The sequence below is a fragment of the Leyella stercorea genome (assembly GCF_021531655.1).
Genome location: NZ_JADYUF010000006.1, coordinates 38,933 through 61,338, shown reverse-complemented (window position 1 = coordinate 61,338; position 22,406 = coordinate 38,933). Strand labels below are relative to the sequence as shown.

Genomic DNA, 22,406 nt, shown 5'->3' with positions numbered 1-22,406 from the left:
TAGCAAATGGACACATCAGAACTGCAAAGAATAAAACAAAGATACAATATTGTGGGCAACTGCGAAGCCCTCAATCACGCACTCGACGTAGCTCTTCAGGTTGCGCCGACCGATCTTAGTGTGCTTATCGTAGGCGAAAGTGGCGTGGGCAAGGAGATTATACCACGCCTGATACACGACAACTCAACACGAAAGCGCGAAAAATACTTCGCCATCAACTGCGGCTCCATCCCCGAAGGCACTATCGACAGCGAACTGTTCGGACACGAAAAGGGTTCGTTCACGGGTGCTATAGGCGAGAGTGAGGGCTATTTCGGTACAGCCAACAAGGGTACGATATTCCTCGATGAAGTGGGCGAACTGCCCATTGCCACACAGGCAAGATTGCTGCGTGTACTCGAAACCGGCGAATACATACGTGTAGGCGGTCAGAAAATAATGAAGACCGATGTGCGCATCGTGGCTGCCACCAATGTCAATATGCACAAGGCAATAAGCGAGGGACGCTTCCGCGAGGATCTGTTCTATCGTCTCAATACCATACCTATACAGATTCCGCCATTGCGCGATAGAGGTGAAGACATACTGCTGTTGTTCAGACTCTTCACAATGCAGATGGCTGAGAAGTATCGCATTCCTCGCATCACACTCACCGACGACGCCAAGCAGATAATGCTCAAGTACAAGTGGCCGGGCAACGTGCGCCAGCTCAAGAATATCACCGAGCAGATGTCGATATTAAGCCAGAAGCGCGAGATTGATGCCGAGACATTGAGCAAGTTCATACCTGAGAACCAGGAAAGCACACAGCTTACCACAACCACAGCTCCGGGAAGCCACTCCTACGAGAGCGAACGCGAAATACTATATAAGATATTGTACGAACTGCGAGGCAACGTGAGCGACCTGCGACGCGAGATGGCAGACATGCGCAAGAAGATGGACACCACTCACGCACTCGACAATCTGTCGGCGCTGAACGGTATGCACTCGCTTGGCGGACCAGAGACTCACGGTTACGGCAATCCCGCAGCATCAATACAGCAGTATCGTAATCCGCAAAACCGCTTCAATGCCTTCCAGGATGTTGAAGCCGAAGAGATAAACGACAACGAGAATGCCGGACTGTCCGAAAACGACAGCCTCAACCTCAACGACATAGGACGTCATGTCGTGGAGAAAGCTCTTGAGCGTAATGGCGGCAACCGCAAGAAAGCGGCACAAGAACTCGGCATCTCCGACCGTACACTCTACCGACGCATCAAGCAGTATGGACTGGATAAACAATAAAGCATATCTAAAATGATAAACAAACATAAACACCTGACCATTAGAATGGTGGCTTTTGCCTTGATGGCAATGACATGGGTTTCGTGCGCTTTCTCCGGATACAAGTTCAACGGAGCCAGCATCGACTACACCAAGACCAAGACTATACAGATAGCCGATTTCCCCATACGCTCAAGCTATGTATGGGGACCTATGGGACCGATGTTCAACAATCAGCTAAAGGACGAGTTTGCCAACCATACCAAGCTTAGCCAGGTGAAGCGCAACGGCGACCTGAAGATTGAGGGCGAGATAACCCAATACTCACAGCGTAACAAGTCGGTATCGGCTGACGGTAGTTCAGCACAGACCGAACTGTCTATTACGGTCAACGTACGATTCACCAACAACGCCAATCACAACGAGGACTTCGAACGACAGTTCACCGCATCAAAGTCGTACGAAACCACACAAAGCCTCGCTGCGGTACAGGAAGAGCTCGTGACACAAATGGTGAAGGACCTGACCGAACAGATATTCAACGCCACCGTGGCAAACTGGTAATCAAACATTCAACAACTATCAATTAACATTTAACATAACGACAACGTGGACTTAGTGCGCCTCATACAACATCCCGAGCTAATGAACAAGGAGACTCTGTACGAACTCCGAAGCCTTGTCGCGCTCTATCCTTACTATCAGACAGCCAGGCTGCTGATGTTGCAGAACATGTACCTGATGCACGACTCGGCTTTCGACGACGAACTGCATCGGGCTGCACTATACGTATCCGACCGTTCACTACTCTTCGAACTTGTAGAGGGGGCACATTATAAGATAAAGACAGCACAAGAGCTGGCCGACGAGAAATCAGCCAGCTCTGCTGCCCAGCGAGACAATGACTCAACGGGCAACCGAACCATATCCCTGATTGACAGCTATCTTGAAAATGCCAAACCCGATGCCGACACAGACGGACAAGACACAAAGAGCAAACCAACTCCAGCCGATGCCGCAATCGACTACGTGGCATATCTGCTAAAACAAGAGAACGAAGACGAAGAGAATACCAACAACGAAAGTCCGCAACTGAAGGGGCAGGAACTTATCGACGACTTCATCAACAACGACGGTGGCAAGATACAACTGCAAGACAAGCCCACATACAAACCAGAAATAAACAACGAGGACAATACGTCAAACGACAGCGACGAAGGGTATTTCACAGAGACTTTGGCCAAAATTTATATAAAACAAGGCAGATATTCAAAGGCACTTGAAATTATTCAACGCTTAAATTTGAATTATCCAAAAAAAAGTGCTTACTTTGCAGACCAAATACGTTTCTTGAAGAAACTTATCATAAACGAGAAGGGCAAAAAGCAGTAAAAACGCAGTTTGCACACATTCGTAGCAAAGTGGCAAAGCCACAAAAAACAAGCAATAAATAATAAATAATAAATAATAAATAACAAATAAGAAAATGATTTACTTTTTATTCGTAATTTTCATTGTGATAGCTTCGCTGCTGATGATCGGCATCGTTCTTATCCAAGAATCTAAGGGTGGCGGACTGGCCTCAAACTTCTCTTCATCAAACGCCATCATGGGCGTTCGCAAAACTACCGACTTCATCGAGAAGGCAACATGGGGTCTTGCCATTGCTATGGTATTCTTCAGCATCGTATGCGCCTATGTAGCTCCGGTTTCTACTACCGAAAGCAGCGTTATGGAGAAGGCAGCTACTGAAACACAGAACACAAACCCGAACACAACTCCTGGTTTCGGTGCAAGCCAGCAGCAGCAAGCTCCTGCTACTGGTGCTCAGCAGGCTCCTGCAGCAGGCACTCAGCAGACTCCTGCTCAGCCCGCAAAGTAATACCAACAAGACAGTTTGATTAAAACTACATAAGAGTTCAGCAAGCGCAAACAGTTTGCTGAACTCTTTTTTTTTTTGCTAATTCTACAAAAATCGCACATAAAGACTAAAAAAAGTAGCAAAAGCATTTGGTAGTTTAGCAATAATTCACTACCTTTGCACTCGCTTAAAAATCAAAGCCCATTCACATGGTGGCCGTAGTTCAGTTGGTTAGAGCGTCAGATTGTGGTTCTGAATGTCGTGGGTTCGAGTCCCACCTGCCACCCAACTATTAAAAAAGGAAACTCAATATTTGAGTTTCCTTTTTTTCATTTCACCCACATTGTGACACATGTATGGCACCCGATAGTCGACGCCCTTCAAGCGCAGAGTCACATTATTTATATATACCAGCCCTACATTGCGGAAATACATTCCCCAACATGGGAATACCGGCCACTCGCTTGTAGGACGTCCTTCAAACCAAGCAGGCAGATTAGGGTCGTCAATGCCATCAAACTCCAAGTCGCAACGACGCATCACCACCTTCTCAGTAGGTGCATTGCCCCAACTCTTTACCGACATTGCCATACGTGTAATGCCACGAGCCACTATATCCTCTATAACAATACGTCCGCAGGTATTGTCTTCGCCGAGCGTTACACACAAAGGGGTAAGCACCTCGCGCACACGATTGCGCTTTATCACGATACGGTCCATACGTCCAGGTGCTTTACCCCATCCCCCTGGTTCGAGATTTATGGCAGCCTCCGAACGTTTACGATGCGACGTGATATGCTCGCACTTGCCCGGACCGTAAATATCACAATCGGAAATCTCAAGTCCTACCGAAGGCATAATCATACGCACACCATTGCACGACGAGTTCAATACACATTTATTTATAAGCATATTCTGCCAGTATCCACCCGCAATCGCATCGTCGCCGGTATGCATTTCACAACGTACAATCTTCAAGTCGCGTCCTCCACGAATATGAATACCGTCCCATCCGCCATCTATGTGCAGATTGCTGAACACCGACTTGTCAACCTTATAGCCCAAGAAGGCATAGTTGGCTGAATGCTTTACCGAGAAACCTGTAAAACGCATGTTGCGACATCCAGCCATCAGTATAGTATGCGGACCACGCATATGTTCCTCGCCAAGCGGATTTCGCACATCAGCTCCGTCTATACAGCCTTCACCTTCAATACCTGCATTGCTTACACCAACTGCCATAATCATAGCTTTCGACCATTGCGGGTCAGTAGCCGAATTATAATTGACAGTACCGCGACCGCTTTCATACATCGACAAGTCATCAGCGATCTTCAACGATGCATAATCGTCCAAGCATGCCGTGCCCTTAAGTGTAGCACCACGTTCAAGACGCACAGTAACACCAGATTTCATATACACCGTTCCTGTAGTAAACACACCAGCAGGCACGGTTACTACTCCTCCACCCCTGCTGCTACATTGCTCTATCGCACTATTGATTGCGTCGGCATTATTCACCGACTCGTTGTTCGGCACCGCCCCAAACGACACGATGCCAACAACTATCGACAAGAATATATTCATAACAGATAGATTTGTTTCTACAATAATTTATTGATTAATCACCAACCGCCTTACACTGTTCAATCCATTTCAGATTGAACCGATAATGTATCCTGCTGCTCAATATATGTATCATGCCGTCGGGCGATTGCGTTCCAGCCAGATAGCCACGCGGTTCAGCATGCGTAGCATCCATATCAAAGAATCCCGTCCATGCTCCTCCGTCAAGATGGCGCTGCTTGCCATCGGTCAGCAAACGCTTAACGGGCCATGTCTTTCCTTCATCGTACGACACGGCTACATACATGCCATAGCCCTTATGCTGCCTACCTTCATTATCCGTGAACACCATTCCACGGTCGGATTCAGGTGTGCGTTGCGGATGATCGGTAAACGACACAAGCATAAGCGGACCTTCCAGCAATCGCATCAGCACAAGTCTTTGTCCGCCATCTATAGGCGGAAACACAGAAGCAGAATAAGTCCATGACTTGCCATTGTCGTAAGAAACCGACATTGGCATATGCTTCTTGCCATCCTTACCTACAATACTGTTGCCACGACCCAGCGCCATAAGCGAACCGTCGCGACGCACTACAAGTCCGGCATGAATACCGGCAATAGTAGAACCCTTCTTTCCTTCAGCAAAATCAGGCAGAGGCTTGCCGTCCCATGGGTCATTCCACGTCTTGCCACCGTCTTTAGAGATATGAATAGAGGCTCCGTCATTGCCGCCAGGACCTGCATCGCACAACTGATACATCCATCCGCGACTGTCGCTAATCGTACCCGAAATCACCTGATGACGCTTGGCATGTTCGGGTTCAATAATACGCGGTCGGCTCCATGACATTCCGTCGTCAACACTCTCGCGCATTACCAATGCAAGATTCTGCCAATCGCCGGCAGCCTCAACACCATTGAAATGGAAAATGTGTCCTTTGCCATCATTGAAAAGCGAGGTTCCGGTGACATTACGGTCAGGCACAGAGAAGAAGAGTTCGGCAGGAGTCCATTCGTCGGCACCTTTCTTCAGCCTTGAAGACAGCACAACCATGCCACGACCATTCTCTACATTAGCCGAAAACCACGCTGCAACCAAGTTACCATTGGCACACCATGTGACAGAAGGCTGATGATTATGGCGATAGAACGGAACAGTAGAAAGCTCTGGCTTTATGACAAAAGGTATCGGTTCGAGAAACTGCGGACTGTTCTTGTCTATCGTGGTCGACAGTAAAGGATAATCGGACTGAACCACTCTGAATCCTGTAAGCGACTGACGGTCTTCGGGTATCATGGCCATACGGTTGGCGCTGCGCAGATATTCTACCGGAGTATGATGACTGCCACCACGTGTCACCCTATACAATCCATCCATAGGACCGACTGGGTCAGTCTGCTCGACTGCACTATAGCGTCCATACCAATCACTACACCACTCCTCCACATTGCCATGCATATCATACAGACCGAAAGAATTAGGCTCGGTCTGACCAACACGAAGCGACACCGGCTTATAATCGCGAGCCACTACCTGATTGCGACACATCGAGGCAGGCAACCCATCGCCTGTATAATATAAGGTGTACGTACCTGCACGACAGGCATACTCCCACTCCGCCTCAGTAGGCAAACGATACTGCTTGCCCTCCTTTACCGAAATCCACTTGCAGAAATCGACAGCATCCTGATAGCTAACATTTACTACTGCATCATCGTCATTAAGCGAAACATTGTTCTTGCCACGAAGCTTGCGATGCTCAGGACGAAACATCTCATATTGGGCATTGGTCACTTCCGTACGTCCCATCTTGAACGCATGAGTTATATTCACCTTATGAACGGGAGCCTCATCAAAGTTCTCACCCTCACCATTACTACCCATATAGTAACTTCCCGCAGGTATCTCAACCAGCGGAATGATATCGGCATTCTGCGCCAAAGCCCTATCACATCCCATAGAAGCAATGGTCAGAACAATAAATAAATTAGATCTGAAACGTAACATAAAATGGTTTTTAATTAGTTTTTTTTCACATGCAAAGGTAGTGCAAACCGAGCGCAATGAAGCTTGCTTCAATTGCCGAGGTGCAGCCTACCTTATGCAAAGGTAGTGCAAATCCAAGAAATTTCGACAAAAACAGAAAAAACTTTCAAAAACATTTGGAGGTTTAAATAAAAAGCTATACCTTTGCAATCGCTTTTAAGGAACAACGTTTCCGCAAAGCAATAAGGTTTGGCTCCGTAGCTCAACTGAATAGAGCATCTGACTACGGATCAGAAGGTTGCAGGTTTGAATCCTGCCGGAGTCACAAACATATTTAAAGAGGATTTTACGAAAGTAAAGTCCTCTTTTTTGTTTATGCGCCATAGGAGACTATGGCGTCACCGCCGTAGCCTGAGCAAACAAAAGGCCCTGTTTAAATATCAATATTTTAAATCTCGCTTTGGCCCGTATTCATTATCTTCAGAACTTCGTGATAATGTAAAAATAAATAAGATTAAGACACCTAACCCATGCAGACATACTAACAGAAGCCACCAACCAGACCTTGAGGTATCATGCAAACGACGCACAAGAATAGTGAAGTTTGGAATAAGATGAAAAAGATACCACAGTGCCATCAAGGTAAAGGACAACCCACGCTTATCATCAAACACATAAGAAGCAAGAACACAAATACAACCAATAAGAATTAATCCAACAAATTGGTAAAGCATGAACGACCAAAATTCATAACGGGAAGCCCGTCCGGATATAGAAAAGTATTGCGAATAGGCACTTTTAGCAGATTCAATCATAGATTTATATTTTTAGTGATAATATGCAAAGATAATGATTATATCCCCAAAAAGACTTCTCTTACGAGATAATTGTTTCGTTTCAAGCCGCGATATAGTCGTTTCATGGCTTGATACGAGCATTTCATGGCACGATACGACTATTTAATACGGTATCAGAATGCTTATATATACGTAAGAAGCGGATTATATAATAGTATTACAACAAGACCCATTACTAATGCCATCAGTTCTACTATCTTATAATAGCAGTACTACAACCCTATTCCACACGCCATATGACGTAGACTATCTGTTCGGTAAACACCCCAACTAAAATAAAATTGTAATTTTTTCTTTTGTTTTTTATTGACATAACATTTATTTTTCGTAAATTTGCCGACACTTTATTAAAACTTTATGTCACGACACGGTGCTGTCACGCCCCGCTGTCGCGCAGTATAGAAAAGCAGACCAAGGAGTCTTGCGCATTCCTCTCTCGTATTGAGGCATGATGCAGAAGCCAGTCTCGCTGCGCCGGCAAGCCACGGCATCGAAACACAATCCGCCTCCTTTGTATGGAGGCATTAACCAAAGAACAAGAAGAATGAAAGTATTGAAATTTGGCGGAACCTCGGTAGGTTCCGTAGAGAGTATTCTCAGCCTGAAGGCTATTGTAGAGAAAGAGGCCCAGAAACAGCCAGTCATCATTGTAGTCAGTGCTCTTGGTGGCATCACCGACAAGCTCCTTGCCACTTCGCAGCTTGCACTTAAGGGCGACGAAGCATGGAAGGAAGAGTTTCAGGCTATGGTGGACCGCCACCACAAGATGATTGACACCATCATCACCGATACACGCAAGCGCGAGAACCTGTTCAAGATTGTCGATTCGCTGTTTGAACAGTTGCGCTCTATATATTTTGGCGTGTTCCTTATCCACGACCTTTCCAAGAAGACACAAGACGCTATCGTAAGCTACGGCGAACGCCTTAGCTCTAACATTGTAGCTACGCTTGTGCATGGTGCCAAGTGGTTTGACTCGCGCGACTTCATCAAGACCGTACAGAAGAACCATAAGAACACTCTCGATTCAGAACTCACCAACCGTCTGGTGCGTCGCACATTCAGCGACCTGCCACGCATTTCGCTTGTTCCTGGTTTTATCAGTATGGACCGCGACACCGACGAGATTACCAATCTCGGACGCGGTGGTTCAGACTATACAGCGGCTATCATTGCGGCAGCACTCGATGCCGACATACTCGAAATATGGACCGATGTAGACGGCTTCATGACCGCCGATCCACGAGTAATCAAGACAGCATACACCATCAATGAACTGAGCTATATCGAGGCTATGGAGCTTTGCAACTTTGGTGCAAAGGTGATTTATCCGCCTACAATATACCCCGTTTGTGTTAAGAATATACCTATACGCGTCAAGAACACATTCAATCCTGACGCTGAGGGAACCATCATCAAGGCCAAAATAGCCAACGATTCCAAACCCATCAAGGGTATTTCGAGCATCAACGGCACCACCCTCATCACCGTAACAGGCCTGTCGATGGTGGGTGTTATCGGTGTCAACCGACGCATCTTTACCGCTCTTGCCGACAATGGCATAAGCGTATTTATGGTGTCGCAGGCTTCGTCAGAGAACTCTACGTCTATCGGTGTGCGCGATCAGGACTCGCAGGCTGCCGTAAAGGTGCTCAACAACGAGTTTGCCAAGGAGATAGAGACGGGTGCCATGTTCCCAATGCACGCCGAGAGCGGACTTGCCACAATAGCCATCGTAGGCGAGAACATGAAGCACACACCTGGTATTGCCGGCAAACTCTTCGGCACTCTTGGCAGAAGCGGTATCAGCGTGATAGCATGTGCGCAGGGTGCATCGGAGACCAACATCTCGTTTGTAGTAGACAGCAAATATCTGCGCAAGGCACTCAACGTAATACACGACTCGTTCTTCCTTTCGGAATACAAGGTGCTTAACCTCTTTGTATGCGGTGTGGGCACGGTGGGCGGACAGCTCCTGGAGCAAATTCACGACCAATATGAAGAACTGAAACGCGCCAAGCGTCTGAAACTTAATGTGGTAGGCATAGCATCGTCGAAGAAGGCAATATTCAACCGCGACGGCATCGACCTCACTACATACCGCGAACTGCTTGAGCAGGCACCCTTATGCAACGACAATGCCTTGCGCGACGAGATTATCCGTATGAACATCTTCAACAGCGTGTTTGTCGACTGTACAGCAAGCAAGGACGTGGCGCAACTCTACCAGTCGTTCCTCGAACATAACATCTCGGTGATTGCTGCCAACAAGATTGCAGCCTCGTCATCGTACGACAACTACATCCAACTGAAGGAAACGGCTCTGGCACGTGGCGTTAAGTTCCGCTACGAAACCAACGTTGGAGCCGGACTGCCTATCATCGGAACCATCAACGACCTGCGCAACTCGGGCGACGTGATATTGAAGATTGAGGCGGTGCTCAGCGGTACGCTCAACTTCATTTTCAACGAGATTTCAGCCGACGTTCCATTGTCGGAGGCTGTACGCCGCGCCAAAGAACAGGGATATAGCGAACCCGACCCACGCATCGACCTCTCGGGCAAGGACGTAATCCGCAAACTCGTAATTCTCGCCCGTGAGGCAGGATACAAGGTAGAGAAAGCTGATGTTGAGAAGTATCTGTTCATACCCGACTCGTTCTTCGAGGGTACTATAGACGACTTCTGGAAGAATCTGCCACAGCTTGATGCCGACTTTGAAGAGCGTCGCAAGCGACTCGAAGCCGAAGGCAAGCGCTGGCGTTTCGTAGCAACATTCGACCACGGCAAGACCAACGTGGCACTCAAAGAGGTCGACATGCGCCACCCGTTCTACAACCTTGAGGGCAGCAACAACGTGGTATCGCTCACCACTGAGCGCTATCGCGAATACCCGATGCTCATACAGGGTTACGGAGCCGGAGCAAGCGTGACGGCTGCAGGCGTATTCGCCAACATCATGTCTATCGCTAACGTCTAAAAAGCATATCCCATGAAACACATTATAATCCTCGGCGACGGCATGGCAGACCATGCTGTCGACCGACTCGGAGGCAAAACCCTCCTTGAGTATGCCAACACACCTAACATGGACCATCTGGCTCACATAGGACGAACCGGACGACTCAATACCGTACCCGACGGTTTTCTACCGGGCAGCGAGGTGGCTAATGCCACCATACTTGGCTATGACATGAACAAGGTGTATGAAGGTCGCGGACCATTGGAAGCCGCTTCAATAGGCTACGACATGCGGTCCGACGACTTCGCCTTGCGCTGCAACATCATCTGCATTGCCGACGGCAAGATAAAGAACCACCACGGCGGACACCTTACTACCGACGACAGCCAGCAACTCATCGACCTGTTGAACGAGAAGCTGGGCAACGACCGTGTGATGTTCATCAAGGGCATACAATACCGACACTTGCTTATAATAAGAGGTGGCAACAAGCACGTGACATGCGCCCCACCCCACGACCATCCCAACGAACCGTGGCGCAAGCTGCTCGTCACTCCCGAACCTGGATATGAAGACAATGGCTGCAAATTCAACGAGGATGCACCGTCCGGCAGAATGACGGCACAACAGACCGCCGACCTTCTGAACGACCTGATTCTGAAGTCGCAGCAAGTGCTTGCCAATGCTCCGCTCAACATAGCCCGACGTGCCGAAGGCAAAGACGAGGCTGACTGCATATGGCCTTGGGGCGGTGGCTATCGTCCGCAGATGAAGACGCTTCAGGAGATGTATCCGCAGATAAAGCGGGGCGACGTGATTTCGGCTGTCGACCTGATACGTGGCATCGGCCGCTACGCCGGACTGCACAACATCATCGTGCCGGGCGCTACCGGACTTGCTGACACCAATTACGAGGGGAAAGCCCAAGCCGCTATATACGCCCTGCGCAATGACGACTTCGTATTCGTACACGTCGAGGCAAGCGACGAAGCCGGACACGACGGCGACCTGCAACTGAAGCTCCGCACCATCGAAAACCTCGACAGCCGTATGGTCGGCCCTATATTTGACGAGGTGTCCAAGTGGGACGAGCCTGTATGCATAGCCCTGATGCCCGACCATCCCACTCCTGTGGAGATACGCACGCACATGAATGAGCCCGTGCCCTTCGCCGTATGGCATCCCGGCATCCAGCCCGACAACGTTGCTACATACAGCGAAGTGAGTTGCGTAAGCGGCAGCTACGGCATGCTTCACCTCACCGAATTCATGGACATGTTCATGAGCATAGACGTTCCTGCAATTTAACACCTAACAATCAACACTTAACATTTAAATTCTATGAAATATTACAGCACCAACCATACAGCCCCACTCGCATCACTGCACGAAGCAGTAGTAAAAGGACTTGCACCCGACCGCGGTCTATACATGCCCCAACGCATCAAGAAGTTGCCTAAGGAGTTTTTTGAGAACATCGACAGGCTCACGTTTCAGGAGATAGCATACAGGGTGGCAGACGCCTTCTTCGGCGAAGACATCAAGGCAGACGACCTCAAGCGCATCGTATACGACACCCTGGCGTTCGACTGCCCCATAAAGGAAGTCGAACAGAACATCTATTCGCTCGAACTCTTCCACGGACCTACTCTCGCCTTCAAGGACGTAGGCGCACGCTTCATGGCGCGTATGCTGCAATACTTCATACGCGAAGAGGGAACCCGCAACGTCAATGTGCTGGTTGCCACAAGTGGCGACACGGGTTCGGCTGTAGCCAACGGTTTCCTTGGCGTTGACGGCATACATGTATACGTGCTCTATCCTAAGGGCAAGGTCAGCAAGATTCAGGAGAGCCAGTTCACCACTCTCGGACAGAACATCACCGCCATCGAAGTGGACGGCGTGTTTGACGACTGCCAGGCTCTCGTCAAGCAGGCATTCATGGACGACGAGCTTAACAGACACATGAAGCTTACTTCAGCCAACTCCATCAACGTGGCACGCTTCCTTCCGCAGGCGTTCTACTATTTCTACGCCTACGCACAGCTGAAGCGCATCGGCAAGGAGCACGGATACGTAATATGCGTACCGAGCGGCAACTTCGGCAACATCACAGCAGCCATATTCGGCAGAGAAATGGGATTGCCCGTGAAGCGCTTCATCGCTGCCAACAATGCCAACGACATCGTTTACAGGTATCTGCTGACCGGCGAATACTGTCCGCGCCCAAGCATCCAGACCATTGCCAACGCCATGGACGTGGGCGACCCGAGCAACTTCGCCCGTATCAACGACCTCTTCAAGGGCGACTGGCGGAAGATTTCTAGTCTGATGAGCGGTGCCACGTACAGCGACGGGCAGATACGCCAGGCCATGCGCCGGTGCTACGACCAGAATCACTACATCCTCGACCCGCACGGCGCATGCGGCTATCAGGCCCTGAAAGACCTCCTGCTCGACGGCGAAGTGGGCGTGTTTGGCGAGACTGCCCATCCTGCCAAGTTCAAGGAAACCGTAGAGTCGGCTGTCAATGCCGAGGTTGCAATGCCCGAACGTCTTGCTGCCTTCATGAAGGGCGAGAAGCGGAGCATAGCAATGTCAAGGGAGTTCGGCGACTTCAAGAGGTTGCTGATGGGAGAATGATTGCGTATGCTCGTCGCCTGATTACAGCGCCGCACCGAACCGTGTTGTCGGTGCTGGTGCTGCAAAATAGTAGTTCTGATCGTTGCTGTTGTCGAGGAACATCACTTTCTTCATCCCGAAGAATGCAAGACCGTTGGGGAAGATGCGCTGGAAGTTGGTGATGCCATTCGACAGAGCCTGACTGCCCTGCTGAAAGTTGAAGTTCCACGAGCGGTCGAATGGAAGAGGAGCACCCTTCTGCACGTTGTCTATCTCGCAGTTGATGTTCATCACATCGCTCTGCTTGAAGTTTCTGAACAGCGGATTAAACTGTCCGGCTACGTTGCTCTTGATGTCGTTGTCGTTCCAGATAATCATGTCGGCATCCTTCGACATCTGCTTCACGCCAGTTTCGGTAGAAGCGAAATAGTAGTTGGGAGCTATAGTAGAGTGTTCGAGGTCGGCACCGTCCTTTTTAGGTTGCTTCAAGCCGAAACGGCAGTCGTATACAAGGTTGTTGACAAATGTCGGAGCAATAGCCTTCTCAAGCCAGATACTTCCACCCTTCTTGTTCTTGGCGCGACGCCAACCGCAGTTTACGATAGTGTTGTTGTAGGCAGCGAGCTGTGTAAGCGGAATAATCTCGCTGTTGCCGGCATTGGACAATTTGAAGGCATTGGTGCAAGCATTGTATATTATGTTGTTGGCAATGTCGAGTTTGCAACCCGCCTTAACGTTGATAGCCTCGCCACCGTCTGTGGCATTGCCACTGTCGGCAAATATGCAGTTGTATATCACGCCCTGACCGCCCGTGAAATAGGTCTGGTCGTTGTAGTTGTCGTGCAAGAAACAGTTTGCCATTACAAACTTGCCGTTGACGTTGCAGAAGTGGAAGGCAGGCACACCACCGTCGATGGTGCTCTTGAAGAGGTGGTTTTGGAATGACGCCGACGATTCTGTAGGTGTCGCTCCGGCATAAGCCAAATCAACGTGGTTGAGCACAACCTCCTGGCTGTTGTATCCGCAGATGATACCACCCCAGTCCTCGGCCTTCTTTGCGTCGGAGGCGAACGTCACTGGATGCTCGGCTGTTCCCATGCAATATAGATTGCCAAGCACCACAATCTCTATAGGTACCTGCACATCCGACTTGCAAGTTACGGTCACGCCAGGCTCAATATATAGCGATGTGCCTACGGGTATCTCCACGCTTTCTGTTAGCGTTGTGTCCTTGGTCCATACAAGTGAGCCAACGGGATATTCGGCAATCTTGGTCGTCAATACCTCGGTAGAACCTTGGTTCTGGTTGCCGCCATTGTTGTTATACTCATAAGGATTGATGTTGTCGTTCTCGCACGATGCTGAAACGAGGGCTGTTGCTGCAACGGCAAGCAAACAGGCGATTTTGTTTATTAATTTCATATTTCTTACATTTTCACTCTCACTCCAATAAGGAATGTTCTACCATATTTATATGTTCCTACAATAGTCTTGTCAGAGCGCTGTCCTTCATATTCAAGGTTGCTCTGGTTCACAGTCTTGAGATAACGCTCGCGCTTTGCGTCGAGCAGGTTATTTGCCTTGAGGAATACTGATACGCCGCAAGGGAACTTCTTCTCCATACTGAAGTCGAGTCCGAACATAGCCTTATCCCACTGGTCGGCATCCTTAAACGGCGACACAAGTGCAAGCTTGGTACCTGTGTAGGATGCAGCAAGCTGTGCGTTCCATCCGTAGTTGGTGTCCTTGTACAGCAGGGAGAGATTGGCTGTGTGTGGAGCCTGATTTACGAGCGGACGTGTCTGCGTTACGCCAGTTTTATACTCGGCGCTGCCTTCCTTATACTCACGCTTGGTGGTGGTAATCGTTGAGTGGGTATAGGTGTAGTTGGCCTTGATGCCGAAGTGGCGTATGTACTTCACTACGTCAATCTCAAAACCATAGTTCTTGGCGTTGCCAAGATTGTCGGGCATATAGTAAGCATCGGCTCCACTGCCCAACTTGCCGTCGGCAGCCACAAACACCTGCTCGATTGGGTCTTGCAGATACTTGTAGAACACGCCAGCCAACACCTGCTCGGTAGCAGATGGGAACCACTCCCAACGCAAGTCGACATTGTCGATGCGTGCACGCTTCAGGTTAGGATTACCCTTCTCCTGATATTCCTCGCCCATAATCTGGTAAGGCACAATCTCGTAGAAGCCCGGACGGTTGATTGAGCGGTAGTAAGAAAGGCGCACGTTCATCTTCTTTGTTGGAGTCCATTTTATGGATGCCGACGGCAACCAGTCCCAATAGCTTTGCTCGCCCACCTGTCCCATGTTGCGGAACTTCTGAAGCATGGTGTATATCTGGTTGGTATGCTCGGCACGTACGCCAGCGTTCAGTTCGCCCCATCTACTCTTAAGAGTTGTCATGATGTAGGCAGCGCCTATGTGTTCCTTCGAGTCGTAGTTGAGCTGTGATGCCTGCGAGTATGGTGTCTTGCAAGTCCAGTCGATAGCTGCAAACTGGTCGAAGCCGTTGCCGTCGAGTTTCTGCGATATATCGCTAGGATTGAAGATGTACGAGTAATATCTGTTGCCACGCTCCTTGCGACGATACTGTGCACCGGCTTTCCACAGAGCATTTATGTCGTTGCCGAGCTGTGAGTTGTAAGCGAGGTTGATGTATCCAGCCCAATCCTTATCGGTGTTGTGCTGAAAACGTCGTTCCATATTCTTAGGCAGCGTCTTCAGTATGTTCTTGTTGCCGCTCCAAAGCGATCCGTCCACTCCATCTGCCGACTGAATGGTATTGGTCAGACTCAGATACACACGGTCGGGGTCTTCGGCCTTAGCTTGCGAGAAGATTCCAGCCCAGTCAGCAGTGAAGTCTTTCGTAAGATGATGGGTACCCTTAAGGTGTGTGGCAAAGATGCTCTGCGTCTGCGAGAGCGAACGAGTCTCATCGTCCTGGGTGTAACTGTCGCTTGAAATATACTCTGTATTGACAGAGTTGTTGTAGCGCACGCTCTTCGAGTTGGTGCACACATACATGTTGTACCACTCAAGTTTGTTGTTCTCCAACTGCAAATCTACCTTGGCGTGAACGCCTGCCGTAAGGTCGTGTATAGAATAATAGCGGTGCTGGAGCGATGAGATGTACATGGACTGTTCGCCCGATGCCATCTTCACGGAATTGTATGTGCGTTCTGTTCCACGGAATGTGTTCTGTATGCTGCCCGCAAGCATCACACCAATGCGGTCCTTCCAGAAGCGGTTGCCTATCGAAAGTCCGCCTACAAAGTTGGGTGCTGGCATCGAGTGGCGGCTTATCTGTGTAGGTCCGTTACTGAAGTCGGATGTAGCAGCCTTATATTCAGGACCATTTACTTCGTATGGAGCTTTGTGCGTATAGTCGCTTCGGTTAGATGTCAGATAGTCGCGGCTGTCTTTCCAGAAATAGTCGCTTGTGCCTACAGCTGCATTGGCCTGAATCTGGAAGTGCGACGGTGCGTCCTTCATCACCATATCCACCACGCCACCAGCCGCATCGCCCTCCATATCAGCAGTCAACGATTTGGACACAACGAGACGGTCCATAAGGTCTGACGGAAAGATGTTAAGCGGTATGTAGCGGTTCTTGTCATCAGGGCTTGGTATCTTCACACCATTTACAAGCGTATAGTTGTAGCGCTTGTCCATGCCACGCAGTATAGCGTACGAAGCCTCACCCGAAGCGTCACGCTCCATTGTAACGCCCGACACACGTTGCAGCACACTTGCCACATTCACGTCGGGCGAGAGCTGTATGCTCTGCTGGCTCATTACATTAAGCACGTTGCCGGCAGTCTTCTCCATGTCTATGGCACTGCGGTCGGAATGATATTCCTTATGTCCTTTGATCACCACCTCGCCAAGTTGGTGCAGGTCTTCATCGAGAGTAATGGTGACAACGCCCTTGTCCGAAACCTCCACCGGAATCTCACGTGTCTTATACGATATGTATCTCACAACGAGTGTGTAACGACCCTTGTCGGGCAACTCATGCAAGGTGAACGATCCGTCAAGACCCGTAGTAGTCTTGACGCTTGGCAACTCCTTCACCTCTACCACCGAACCAATGAGAGGCTCGCCCGTACGGTTGTCCTTGACAATGCCGTCGAGGGTATGGGCTGAGACAACAGTGGCTGAGGCAGCAATGAGAACAGCACTTAGTATAAACTGTTTCATATATGTTATTGAATTATGGAGTCGTTGAGACTTTTACTTCTTTAGCTTTTCGATAGTATGTATCACCTTTCCGTCCTTGTCGATCATCGACATTCTCAACTTATCCTTTGTAGCAGAGATGATAGAGAATCCGTCGGCCGACGAGCAGAACACGGTTCCAGTGGTCTGCTTTACGGGACGAGCCAACGAGGCAGATGAGTTGACAACGTAGTCGATGCTGTCGTTGGGCATACGTATGTGCTGGAAGTTGTGGATGTGTCCGCAAGCATATATAGCCACATTATTGTATTTATGAAGTATCGGCATCACGTTCTTCTGCATGTCGGTACGCTCATATTCAGCCTTTGTGGTGTAGGCATAGATAGGATGATGGCCCACTACGACAACCCAATCATCCTTAGCCGACTTCAATGTGCGGTCAAGCCAGTCGAGCTGCGCCTGCGGGTCTTGCTTGCAAGCATCGGGATATTTAGTGCTGTTCTCACGATAGCGGTCTATCAGTGGAGTTGTGTCGAGGAAGACTATGCGAATGGTTGTGCCCTTGCTCTCAAACACCTTAGTATAATAGCGGGCTGGCATCACCCAGCGGCGGCTCACCTTGCCGTAGTCGAGCACAGCCTGTGTGTTGCCACGATACTCATGATTGCCAAGCACCGGAAACCAGTCGAGCATGAGTTCGGGATGCGAATAGACCAGCTCGTAGTTGGTAGTCCACAGAGGGTCGTTGACCGAAGCTACACCGTTGAAGTGGTGAATGTCGCCAACGGCAAGCACACACTCCATACCCGTTGTCTCAGCCATGTGTCCCATCAGCTCGGCTATGGGCTTCTGATCGTAGTAGCCGTTGCGTCCAAGGTCGTTTGCCATGTAGAGCGTAACGTCACCTTTAAGTCGTTTCCATTCCTTAGGGGTTTGTGCTTGCAACTGCAAGCAGCCAAGCAACATGAAGGTCGCTGCCAGAACGGTAGCTGTGCGCTTACCGAGAGTTTTGATAAAATTCATTCTGTAATACTTTTATAATATGTTATACCTGTTTTAATGTCTTACGCGGTGCAAAGGTAGGCAACGCTTGTTGCAATAAGATTACAGAATGTTTAAGAAGGTATGTTGTTGTAGAATGTGTTAAACATATAAGAAAAACTATGATTTTATATAGTTATATCATTTCTTTTCTTTACATTTGTCATGTCTAAACGATGTAATTAATCATTTGTACAATATCTAATAATAAAAAACTACAATTATGGAGAACAAGGAATTTCAGTTTAAAGGTGCTACACTTGGTGGCTTCCCAATGCTTTTTGCAAACATTCTGTTGACGTTGTTAAGTATAGCATTGATAGTAATGGGCATACTTCATGAGCCTAATGAGGTGTTGATGGGGCTGCTTATAGGTATGGGTGCAGTAGTACTTGTGTCTACATTCTTTGTTTGGGGCGGCTTTGTTATGCTCGAGCCAGGCGAGGCACGTGTAATGATGTTCTTCGGAAAATATAAAGGCACGTTCACCAAGGTGGGCTACTCATGGGTCAATCCATTTATCAATACCAAGAAGTTGTCGCTTCGTGCGCGCAACCTCGATGCCGAACCTATAAAGGTGAACGACAAGACGGGCAACCCCGTTATGATAGGCTTGGTGCTTGTGTGGAAACTTAAGGACACCTATAAAGCAATGTTTGAAATCGACTCGCAGACTATGGCACAGAGCGGAGCGGCACAACAGAATGGAGTTCAGATTGGCACAAGCGTGTCTAATGTAATGCTTGCCTTCGAGAATTTTGTCAAGACGCAGAGCGACGCCGCACTTCGTCAGGTGGCAGGTCTGTATGCTTACGACAATAATGAGTCGGGCAATAAGGAACTTACACTTCGCGATGGTGCCGACGAAATAAACAAGCAGCTTGAGGAAAAGCTCGACGAGCGTCTTAGCATGGCTGGCATAGAGGTGGTAGAGGCTCGCATCAACTATCTGGCTTATGCCCCAGAGATAGCTGCCGTTATGCTACGTCGCCAGCAGGCAGACGCTATCATCTCAGCTCGCGAGAAGATTGTAGAGGGTGCTGTATCTATGGTTAAGATGGCTCTCAACAAACTGAGTAGCGAGGATATTGTCGAACTCGACGACGACAAGAAGGCTGCCATGGTGAGCAACCTGCTCGTAGTGCTTTGTGGCGACGATTCGGCTCAGCCCGTTGTCAACACCGGAACTCTAAACAATTAAGCAAGAGCAGAAACGATATCAATAAAAGGGGCGAAGCCGCAATATCTACATTGCCTACAATTATAGGCATTGATATTGCAGCTTCGTCCCTTATCTGTTTATTTTCTGTCCATCACACGCCACACATAGGCTATATAACCGAACACGAATGGTACGAGCAGCGAGACGTAGAACATAGTGCGCAGCGTGAACTCGCTACTGCAACTATTGGCTATTGTCAACGAGCATTGCAGATCGGCATTTGAAGGATAGTAGGCAGTATCGCCCCACCCTGCCACAAGCAACAGCGACAGTACTACCAACACCACTCCTATTCCTGCAGGCCATATACCACGTATATATGTAGAGCTGATAATGGTGCGCACTACACCATAAAGCAACAGCACAACGCCTGTCACGGTGAGCACAGCCAAGGGCCAAATGTCGAGATAGTTGTGCAGATACTTCATCGATTGCATAAACACCAGTCCCGTAGCCGGGTCGACTGCATAGCCGTCCTTGAGCAATGTACGCACAAAGAACGCCAGAAACAACACGAGGAACGGCACCGTGCAACCAATGAGTCTTACAGAGCCACGCGAGCGAATGTCCTCATCATCCACGTTATTCATTATATACAGTATGCCAAGCATACGTGCCAAGAACATCACGGCAAATCCGAATACAAGATTCCACGGGTCGAGCAAAGCATCGAGTCCTGCCGAGGCATTGGCCCAACGGCTTATGACGGGAGCGCCAATGTCGGTGAGCGATGCCTTCTCGACAATGAAGTTGGAACCGTCGAAGAATGTGGCTACTGCCCCACCCAACAGCAACGGGCCTACAATGCCGTTCAGTAGAAGAAACCAACGATAGGTGCGCGTGCCGAGCAGATTGCCCTTGCGATGCTGGAACTCATAGCTCACCGCCTGAAGCACAAACGAGAAGAGTATTATCATCCACAGCCAGTAGGCTCCGCCAAAGCTGGTGCTGTAGAACAATGGGAACGAGGCGAAGAAGGCTCCGCCGAATGTTACTAGTGTGGTGAAGGTTATCTCCCACTTGCGACCGGTGGATTCTATCACCTTCAATTGTCCCTCCTCTGTGCGACCAAGACTGTACACAAGCGAGTTGGCACCCTGAACGAAGAGCAGAAACACGAGCAATGCGCCGAGCAGCGACACTACAAACCACCAGTATTGTTGAAGAAATGTATAGCTCATAAGAATGTTGAATGTTGAGTGTTGAATGTTGAATGTTAAATGCTGAGTATTGAATTTAATCAGCCGATTCGATTTGCGACTTATAGTTCTTTATCACACGGCACATAATCCTTATCTCGGCTATGAGCAGTAGTGTGAACAGAATGAGGAAGATGAAGAACGTGAGCGCCACGCTGCCCGACTTAAGGTCGGATACGGCTGCTACTGTTGGCAACATGTCCTGAATGGCCCATGGCTGACGGCCGAGTTCGGCAACTATCCATCCTGCCTCACTTGCTATATATGCAAGCGGAAGCATCAGCAAGGCAGCCGTCCATAGGCTGCGTCCACGCCTGGTGATGTCCTGACGCCATGCCACATGACCAATGACGAGGAAGAACAGCAGCAGCAACATGCCCACACCAACCATGACTCGGAAAGCATAGAAGTTGACGGGGATGTAAGGCACCAGTTCGGCACGGTCCTTTATGTAGCCATATCCGAAGTAAGGCATGTCCTTCTGCAACTGACGGGCAAGTTGGGGCAGACGCTTGTCGTCGGCATCGGCAGCCTTCAGCTTGCGATACTCGGCAAGAGCCGTTATGGCCTTGCGTCCACGCTGCATCTTCTCCTCAGCCGAAAGTTCGCGCTTTCCGTCGGGGCGTGTGTAGCCATTGAGTATATCGTTTATGCCAGGTACATAACCGTCGAGCGTACCTGTAGCAAGCAGCGACAGCCCACCAGGCATAGCTATGCGCAGCGGAGCCTCACCGCCCTTGGCATAATCGGGCTGTGAGAAAGGATTGATGGCTGCCACCATGGTCAGCCCTACACCATTGCCTCCATCGTACAGACCCTCCATAGCAGCAAGTTTCATGGGTTGCACCTCTGCCACCTTCACAGCCGACGAATGGCCCGTATGTATTGCCAACAGCGAGGCTACGATGCCGACGATGCTTGCTATCTTGATGCTCTGACGTGCCAGCTGCTGCTCACGACCTCGCAACAGATACCAGCAGCTGACTGCACACACAAACACTGCACCTACTATCCACGACGATATGACCGTATGGAAAAACTTGTCGATAGCCATGGGCGACAACGCCACTTCGGCAAAGCTCGTCATCTCATTGCGCACGGTGTCGGGATTGAACTCGCAACCTACAGGATACTGCATCCATGAATTGGCAACGAGTATCCACCAAGCCGAAATAGTGGCTCCTATGCCCGTGAGCCATGTTGAGGCAAGATGGAATCCGCGCGACACCTTCTGCCATCCGAAGAACATCACAGCCACAAACGTGCTCTCCATGAAGAATGCGACTATGCCTTCAACAGCAAGCGGAGCACCGAATATATCACCTACAAACCATGAATAGTTGCTCCAGTTGGTGCCAAACTCAAACTCCAGGATGATGCCCGTAGCCACACCCATGGCAAAGTTTACACCGAACAGACGTTGCCAGAACTTGGAAGCCTCCAGCCAGAAAGGTTTGCCGGTGCGATAATAGATAGTCTCGATAATGCCCATTATTACGGCAAGTCCCAGCGTGAGCGGCACAAACAGCCAATGATAGATGGCTGTGAGCGCAAATTGCGCACGCGACCAGTCGATAAGCGTAGGGTCGATAGCAAGCAGATGATTCATAAGCTTAAACAGTTA

At 49.4% G+C, this 22,406-nt stretch carries 17 protein-coding genes and 2 tRNA genes; 10 read left to right on the top strand and 9 right to left on the bottom strand.

Translation table 11 applies throughout. The annotated features are described in order from the left end of the window. The first annotated feature begins 6 nt into the window (after positions 1 to 6). From I6E49_RS02925 to I6E49_RS02905, 5 genes are all read left to right on the top strand, one after another. Entirely contained in the window at positions 7 to 1,290 is a 1,284-nt protein-coding gene (locus I6E49_RS02925; protein ID WP_235400350.1) for a sigma-54 interaction domain-containing protein, read from the top strand. Between the two features lie 45 nt (positions 1,291 to 1,335). After that, positions 1,336 to 1,833: an LptE family protein gene (locus tag I6E49_RS02920; RefSeq protein ID WP_235400389.1), complete on the top strand. Its 498-nt coding sequence runs from the start codon at positions 1,336 to 1,338 to the stop codon at positions 1,831 to 1,833. A 45-nt stretch (positions 1,834 to 1,878) separates the two neighbouring features. Next, positions 1,879 to 2,661, top strand: coding sequence for a tetratricopeptide repeat protein (locus I6E49_RS02915; protein WP_235400349.1), 783 nt, complete (start codon positions 1,879 to 1,881; stop codon positions 2,659 to 2,661). A 94-nt stretch (positions 2,662 to 2,755) separates the two neighbouring features. Further along, the gene (gene secG, locus I6E49_RS02910; RefSeq protein WP_235400348.1) at positions 2,756 to 3,151 is read left to right on the top strand and encodes a preprotein translocase subunit SecG; all 396 of its coding nucleotides are present in this window, start codon (positions 2,756 to 2,758) and stop codon (positions 3,149 to 3,151) included. A 190-nt stretch (positions 3,152 to 3,341) separates the two neighbouring features. Then, a tRNA-His gene (locus I6E49_RS02905) sits at positions 3,342 to 3,417 on the top strand. Between the two features lie 19 nt (positions 3,418 to 3,436). Here I6E49_RS02905 and I6E49_RS02900 read toward each other — a convergent pair. Then, positions 3,437 to 4,717 carry a glycosyl hydrolase family 28 protein gene (locus I6E49_RS02900; RefSeq protein ID WP_235400347.1) on the bottom strand — a complete coding sequence of 427 codons (1,281 nt, stop codon included), beginning with the start codon at positions 4,715 to 4,717 and terminating at the stop codon, positions 3,437 to 3,439. A 34-nt stretch (positions 4,718 to 4,751) separates the two neighbouring features. Continuing rightward, on the bottom strand, positions 4,752 to 6,659 hold the full coding sequence (locus I6E49_RS02895) for an SUMF1/EgtB/PvdO family nonheme iron enzyme (RefSeq protein WP_235400346.1): 1,908 nt from the start codon (positions 6,657 to 6,659) through the stop codon (positions 4,752 to 4,754). A 278-nt stretch (positions 6,660 to 6,937) separates the two neighbouring features. Here I6E49_RS02895 and I6E49_RS02890 point away from each other — a divergent pair. Further along, positions 6,938 to 7,011 (top strand) — tRNA-Arg (locus I6E49_RS02890). A gap of 115 nt (positions 7,012 to 7,126) precedes the next feature. Here I6E49_RS02890 and I6E49_RS02885 read toward each other — a convergent pair. Both I6E49_RS02885 and I6E49_RS02880 read right to left on the bottom strand, forming a co-directional pair. Then, positions 7,127 to 7,501 (bottom strand): DUF805 domain-containing protein, encoded by a 375-nt coding sequence (locus tag I6E49_RS02885; protein ID WP_235400345.1) that lies wholly within the window; start codon positions 7,499 to 7,501, stop codon positions 7,127 to 7,129. A gap of 402 nt (positions 7,502 to 7,903) precedes the next feature. After that, positions 7,904 to 8,068, bottom strand: coding sequence for a hypothetical protein (locus I6E49_RS02880; RefSeq protein ID WP_235400344.1), 165 nt, complete (start codon positions 8,066 to 8,068; stop codon positions 7,904 to 7,906). Between the two features lie 19 nt (positions 8,069 to 8,087). Between I6E49_RS02880 and thrA the strand changes: the two genes are divergently transcribed. Genes thrA through thrC form a run of 3 tightly spaced genes read left to right on the top strand, consistent with a single transcriptional unit; the run spans position 8,088 to position 13,148 of the window. Beyond that, positions 8,088 to 10,523, top strand: a complete 2,436-nt coding sequence (gene thrA, locus I6E49_RS02875; RefSeq protein WP_235400342.1) for a bifunctional aspartate kinase/homoserine dehydrogenase I — start codon at positions 8,088 to 8,090, stop codon at positions 10,521 to 10,523. A 12-nt stretch (positions 10,524 to 10,535) separates the two neighbouring features. Then, entirely contained in the window at positions 10,536 to 11,813 is a 1,278-nt protein-coding gene (locus I6E49_RS02870; RefSeq protein ID WP_235400340.1) for a cofactor-independent phosphoglycerate mutase, read from the top strand. Between the two features lie 33 nt (positions 11,814 to 11,846). Continuing rightward, the gene (gene thrC, locus I6E49_RS02865) at positions 11,847 to 13,148 is read left to right on the top strand and encodes a threonine synthase (RefSeq protein WP_235400339.1); all 1,302 of its coding nucleotides are present in this window, start codon (positions 11,847 to 11,849) and stop codon (positions 13,146 to 13,148) included. A 21-nt stretch (positions 13,149 to 13,169) separates the two neighbouring features. Here thrC and I6E49_RS02860 read toward each other — a convergent pair whose 3' ends face one another. Genes I6E49_RS02860 through I6E49_RS02850 form a run of 3 tightly spaced genes read right to left on the bottom strand, consistent with a single transcriptional unit; the run spans position 13,170 to position 18,286 of the window. Continuing rightward, positions 13,170 to 14,549, bottom strand: a complete 1,380-nt coding sequence (locus tag I6E49_RS02860; protein ID WP_235400337.1) for a hypothetical protein — start codon at positions 14,547 to 14,549, stop codon at positions 13,170 to 13,172. 5 nt (positions 14,550 to 14,554) lie between these two features. Beyond that, positions 14,555 to 17,341 (bottom strand): TonB-dependent receptor, encoded by a 2,787-nt coding sequence (locus tag I6E49_RS02855; RefSeq protein WP_235400335.1) that lies wholly within the window; start codon positions 17,339 to 17,341, stop codon positions 14,555 to 14,557. A gap of 33 nt (positions 17,342 to 17,374) precedes the next feature. Next, positions 17,375 to 18,286, bottom strand: a complete 912-nt coding sequence (locus I6E49_RS02850; RefSeq protein WP_441006956.1) for a metallophosphoesterase — start codon at positions 18,284 to 18,286, stop codon at positions 17,375 to 17,377. Between the two features lie 298 nt (positions 18,287 to 18,584). Between I6E49_RS02850 and I6E49_RS02845 the strand changes: the two genes are divergently transcribed. Continuing rightward, the gene (locus I6E49_RS02845; RefSeq protein WP_235400332.1) at positions 18,585 to 19,562 is read left to right on the top strand and encodes an SPFH domain-containing protein; all 978 of its coding nucleotides are present in this window, start codon (positions 18,585 to 18,587) and stop codon (positions 19,560 to 19,562) included. Positions 19,563 to 19,660: 98 nt separating this feature from the next. Here I6E49_RS02845 and I6E49_RS02840 read toward each other — a convergent pair whose 3' ends face one another. Together I6E49_RS02840 and I6E49_RS02835 are read right to left on the bottom strand one after the other, a co-directional pair. Further along, positions 19,661 to 20,764, bottom strand: a complete 1,104-nt coding sequence (locus I6E49_RS02840) for a cytochrome d ubiquinol oxidase subunit II (protein ID WP_235400331.1) — start codon at positions 20,762 to 20,764, stop codon at positions 19,661 to 19,663. 55 nt (positions 20,765 to 20,819) lie between these two features. Next, positions 20,820 to 22,391 carry a cytochrome ubiquinol oxidase subunit I gene (locus I6E49_RS02835; RefSeq protein ID WP_235400330.1) on the bottom strand — a complete coding sequence of 524 codons (1,572 nt, stop codon included), beginning with the start codon at positions 22,389 to 22,391 and terminating at the stop codon, positions 20,820 to 20,822. Positions 22,392 to 22,406: the final 15 nt, after the last annotated feature.

What these genes read in the sequence shown, in the direction of transcription:
- thrC (WP_235400339.1), top strand. Translation starts at nt 11,847, where the DNA reads ATGAAATATTACAGCACCAACCATACAGCCCCACTCGCATCACTGCAC.
- I6E49_RS02880 (WP_235400344.1), bottom strand. Translation starts at nt 8,068, where the DNA reads ATGCCTCCATACAAAGGAGGCGGATTGTGTTTCGATGCCGTGGCTTGC.
- I6E49_RS02895 (WP_235400346.1), bottom strand. Translation starts at nt 6,659, where the DNA reads ATGGGATGTGATAGGGCTTTGGCGCAGAATGCCGATATCATTCCGCTG.
- I6E49_RS02840 (WP_235400331.1), bottom strand. Translation starts at nt 20,764, where the DNA reads ATGAGCTATACATTTCTTCAACAATACTGGTGGTTTGTAGTGTCGCTG.
- I6E49_RS02860 (WP_235400337.1), bottom strand. Translation starts at nt 14,549, where the DNA reads ATGAAATTAATAAACAAAATCGCCTGTTTGCTTGCCGTTGCAGCAACA.
- I6E49_RS02885 (WP_235400345.1), bottom strand. Translation starts at nt 7,501, where the DNA reads ATGATTGAATCTGCTAAAAGTGCCTATTCGCAATACTTTTCTATATCC.
- I6E49_RS02855 (WP_235400335.1), bottom strand. Translation starts at nt 17,341, where the DNA reads ATGAAACAGTTTATACTAAGTGCTGTTCTCATTGCTGCCTCAGCCACT.
- I6E49_RS02835 (WP_235400330.1), bottom strand. Translation starts at nt 22,391, where the DNA reads ATGAATCATCTGCTTGCTATCGACCCTACGCTTATCGACTGGTCGCGT.
- thrA (WP_235400342.1), top strand. Translation starts at nt 8,088, where the DNA reads ATGAAAGTATTGAAATTTGGCGGAACCTCGGTAGGTTCCGTAGAGAGT.
- I6E49_RS02920 (WP_235400389.1), top strand. Translation starts at nt 1,336, where the DNA reads ATGGTGGCTTTTGCCTTGATGGCAATGACATGGGTTTCGTGCGCTTTC.
- I6E49_RS02900 (WP_235400347.1), bottom strand. Translation starts at nt 4,717, where the DNA reads ATGAATATATTCTTGTCGATAGTTGTTGGCATCGTGTCGTTTGGGGCG.
- secG (WP_235400348.1), top strand. Translation starts at nt 2,756, where the DNA reads ATGATTTACTTTTTATTCGTAATTTTCATTGTGATAGCTTCGCTGCTG.
- I6E49_RS02845 (WP_235400332.1), top strand. Translation starts at nt 18,585, where the DNA reads ATGGAGAACAAGGAATTTCAGTTTAAAGGTGCTACACTTGGTGGCTTC.
- I6E49_RS02925 (WP_235400350.1), top strand. Translation starts at nt 7, where the DNA reads ATGGACACATCAGAACTGCAAAGAATAAAACAAAGATACAATATTGTG.
- I6E49_RS02870 (WP_235400340.1), top strand. Translation starts at nt 10,536, where the DNA reads ATGAAACACATTATAATCCTCGGCGACGGCATGGCAGACCATGCTGTC.
- I6E49_RS02850 (WP_441006956.1), bottom strand. Translation starts at nt 18,286, where the DNA reads ATGTTGCTTGGCTGCTTGCAGTTGCAAGCACAAACCCCTAAGGAATGG.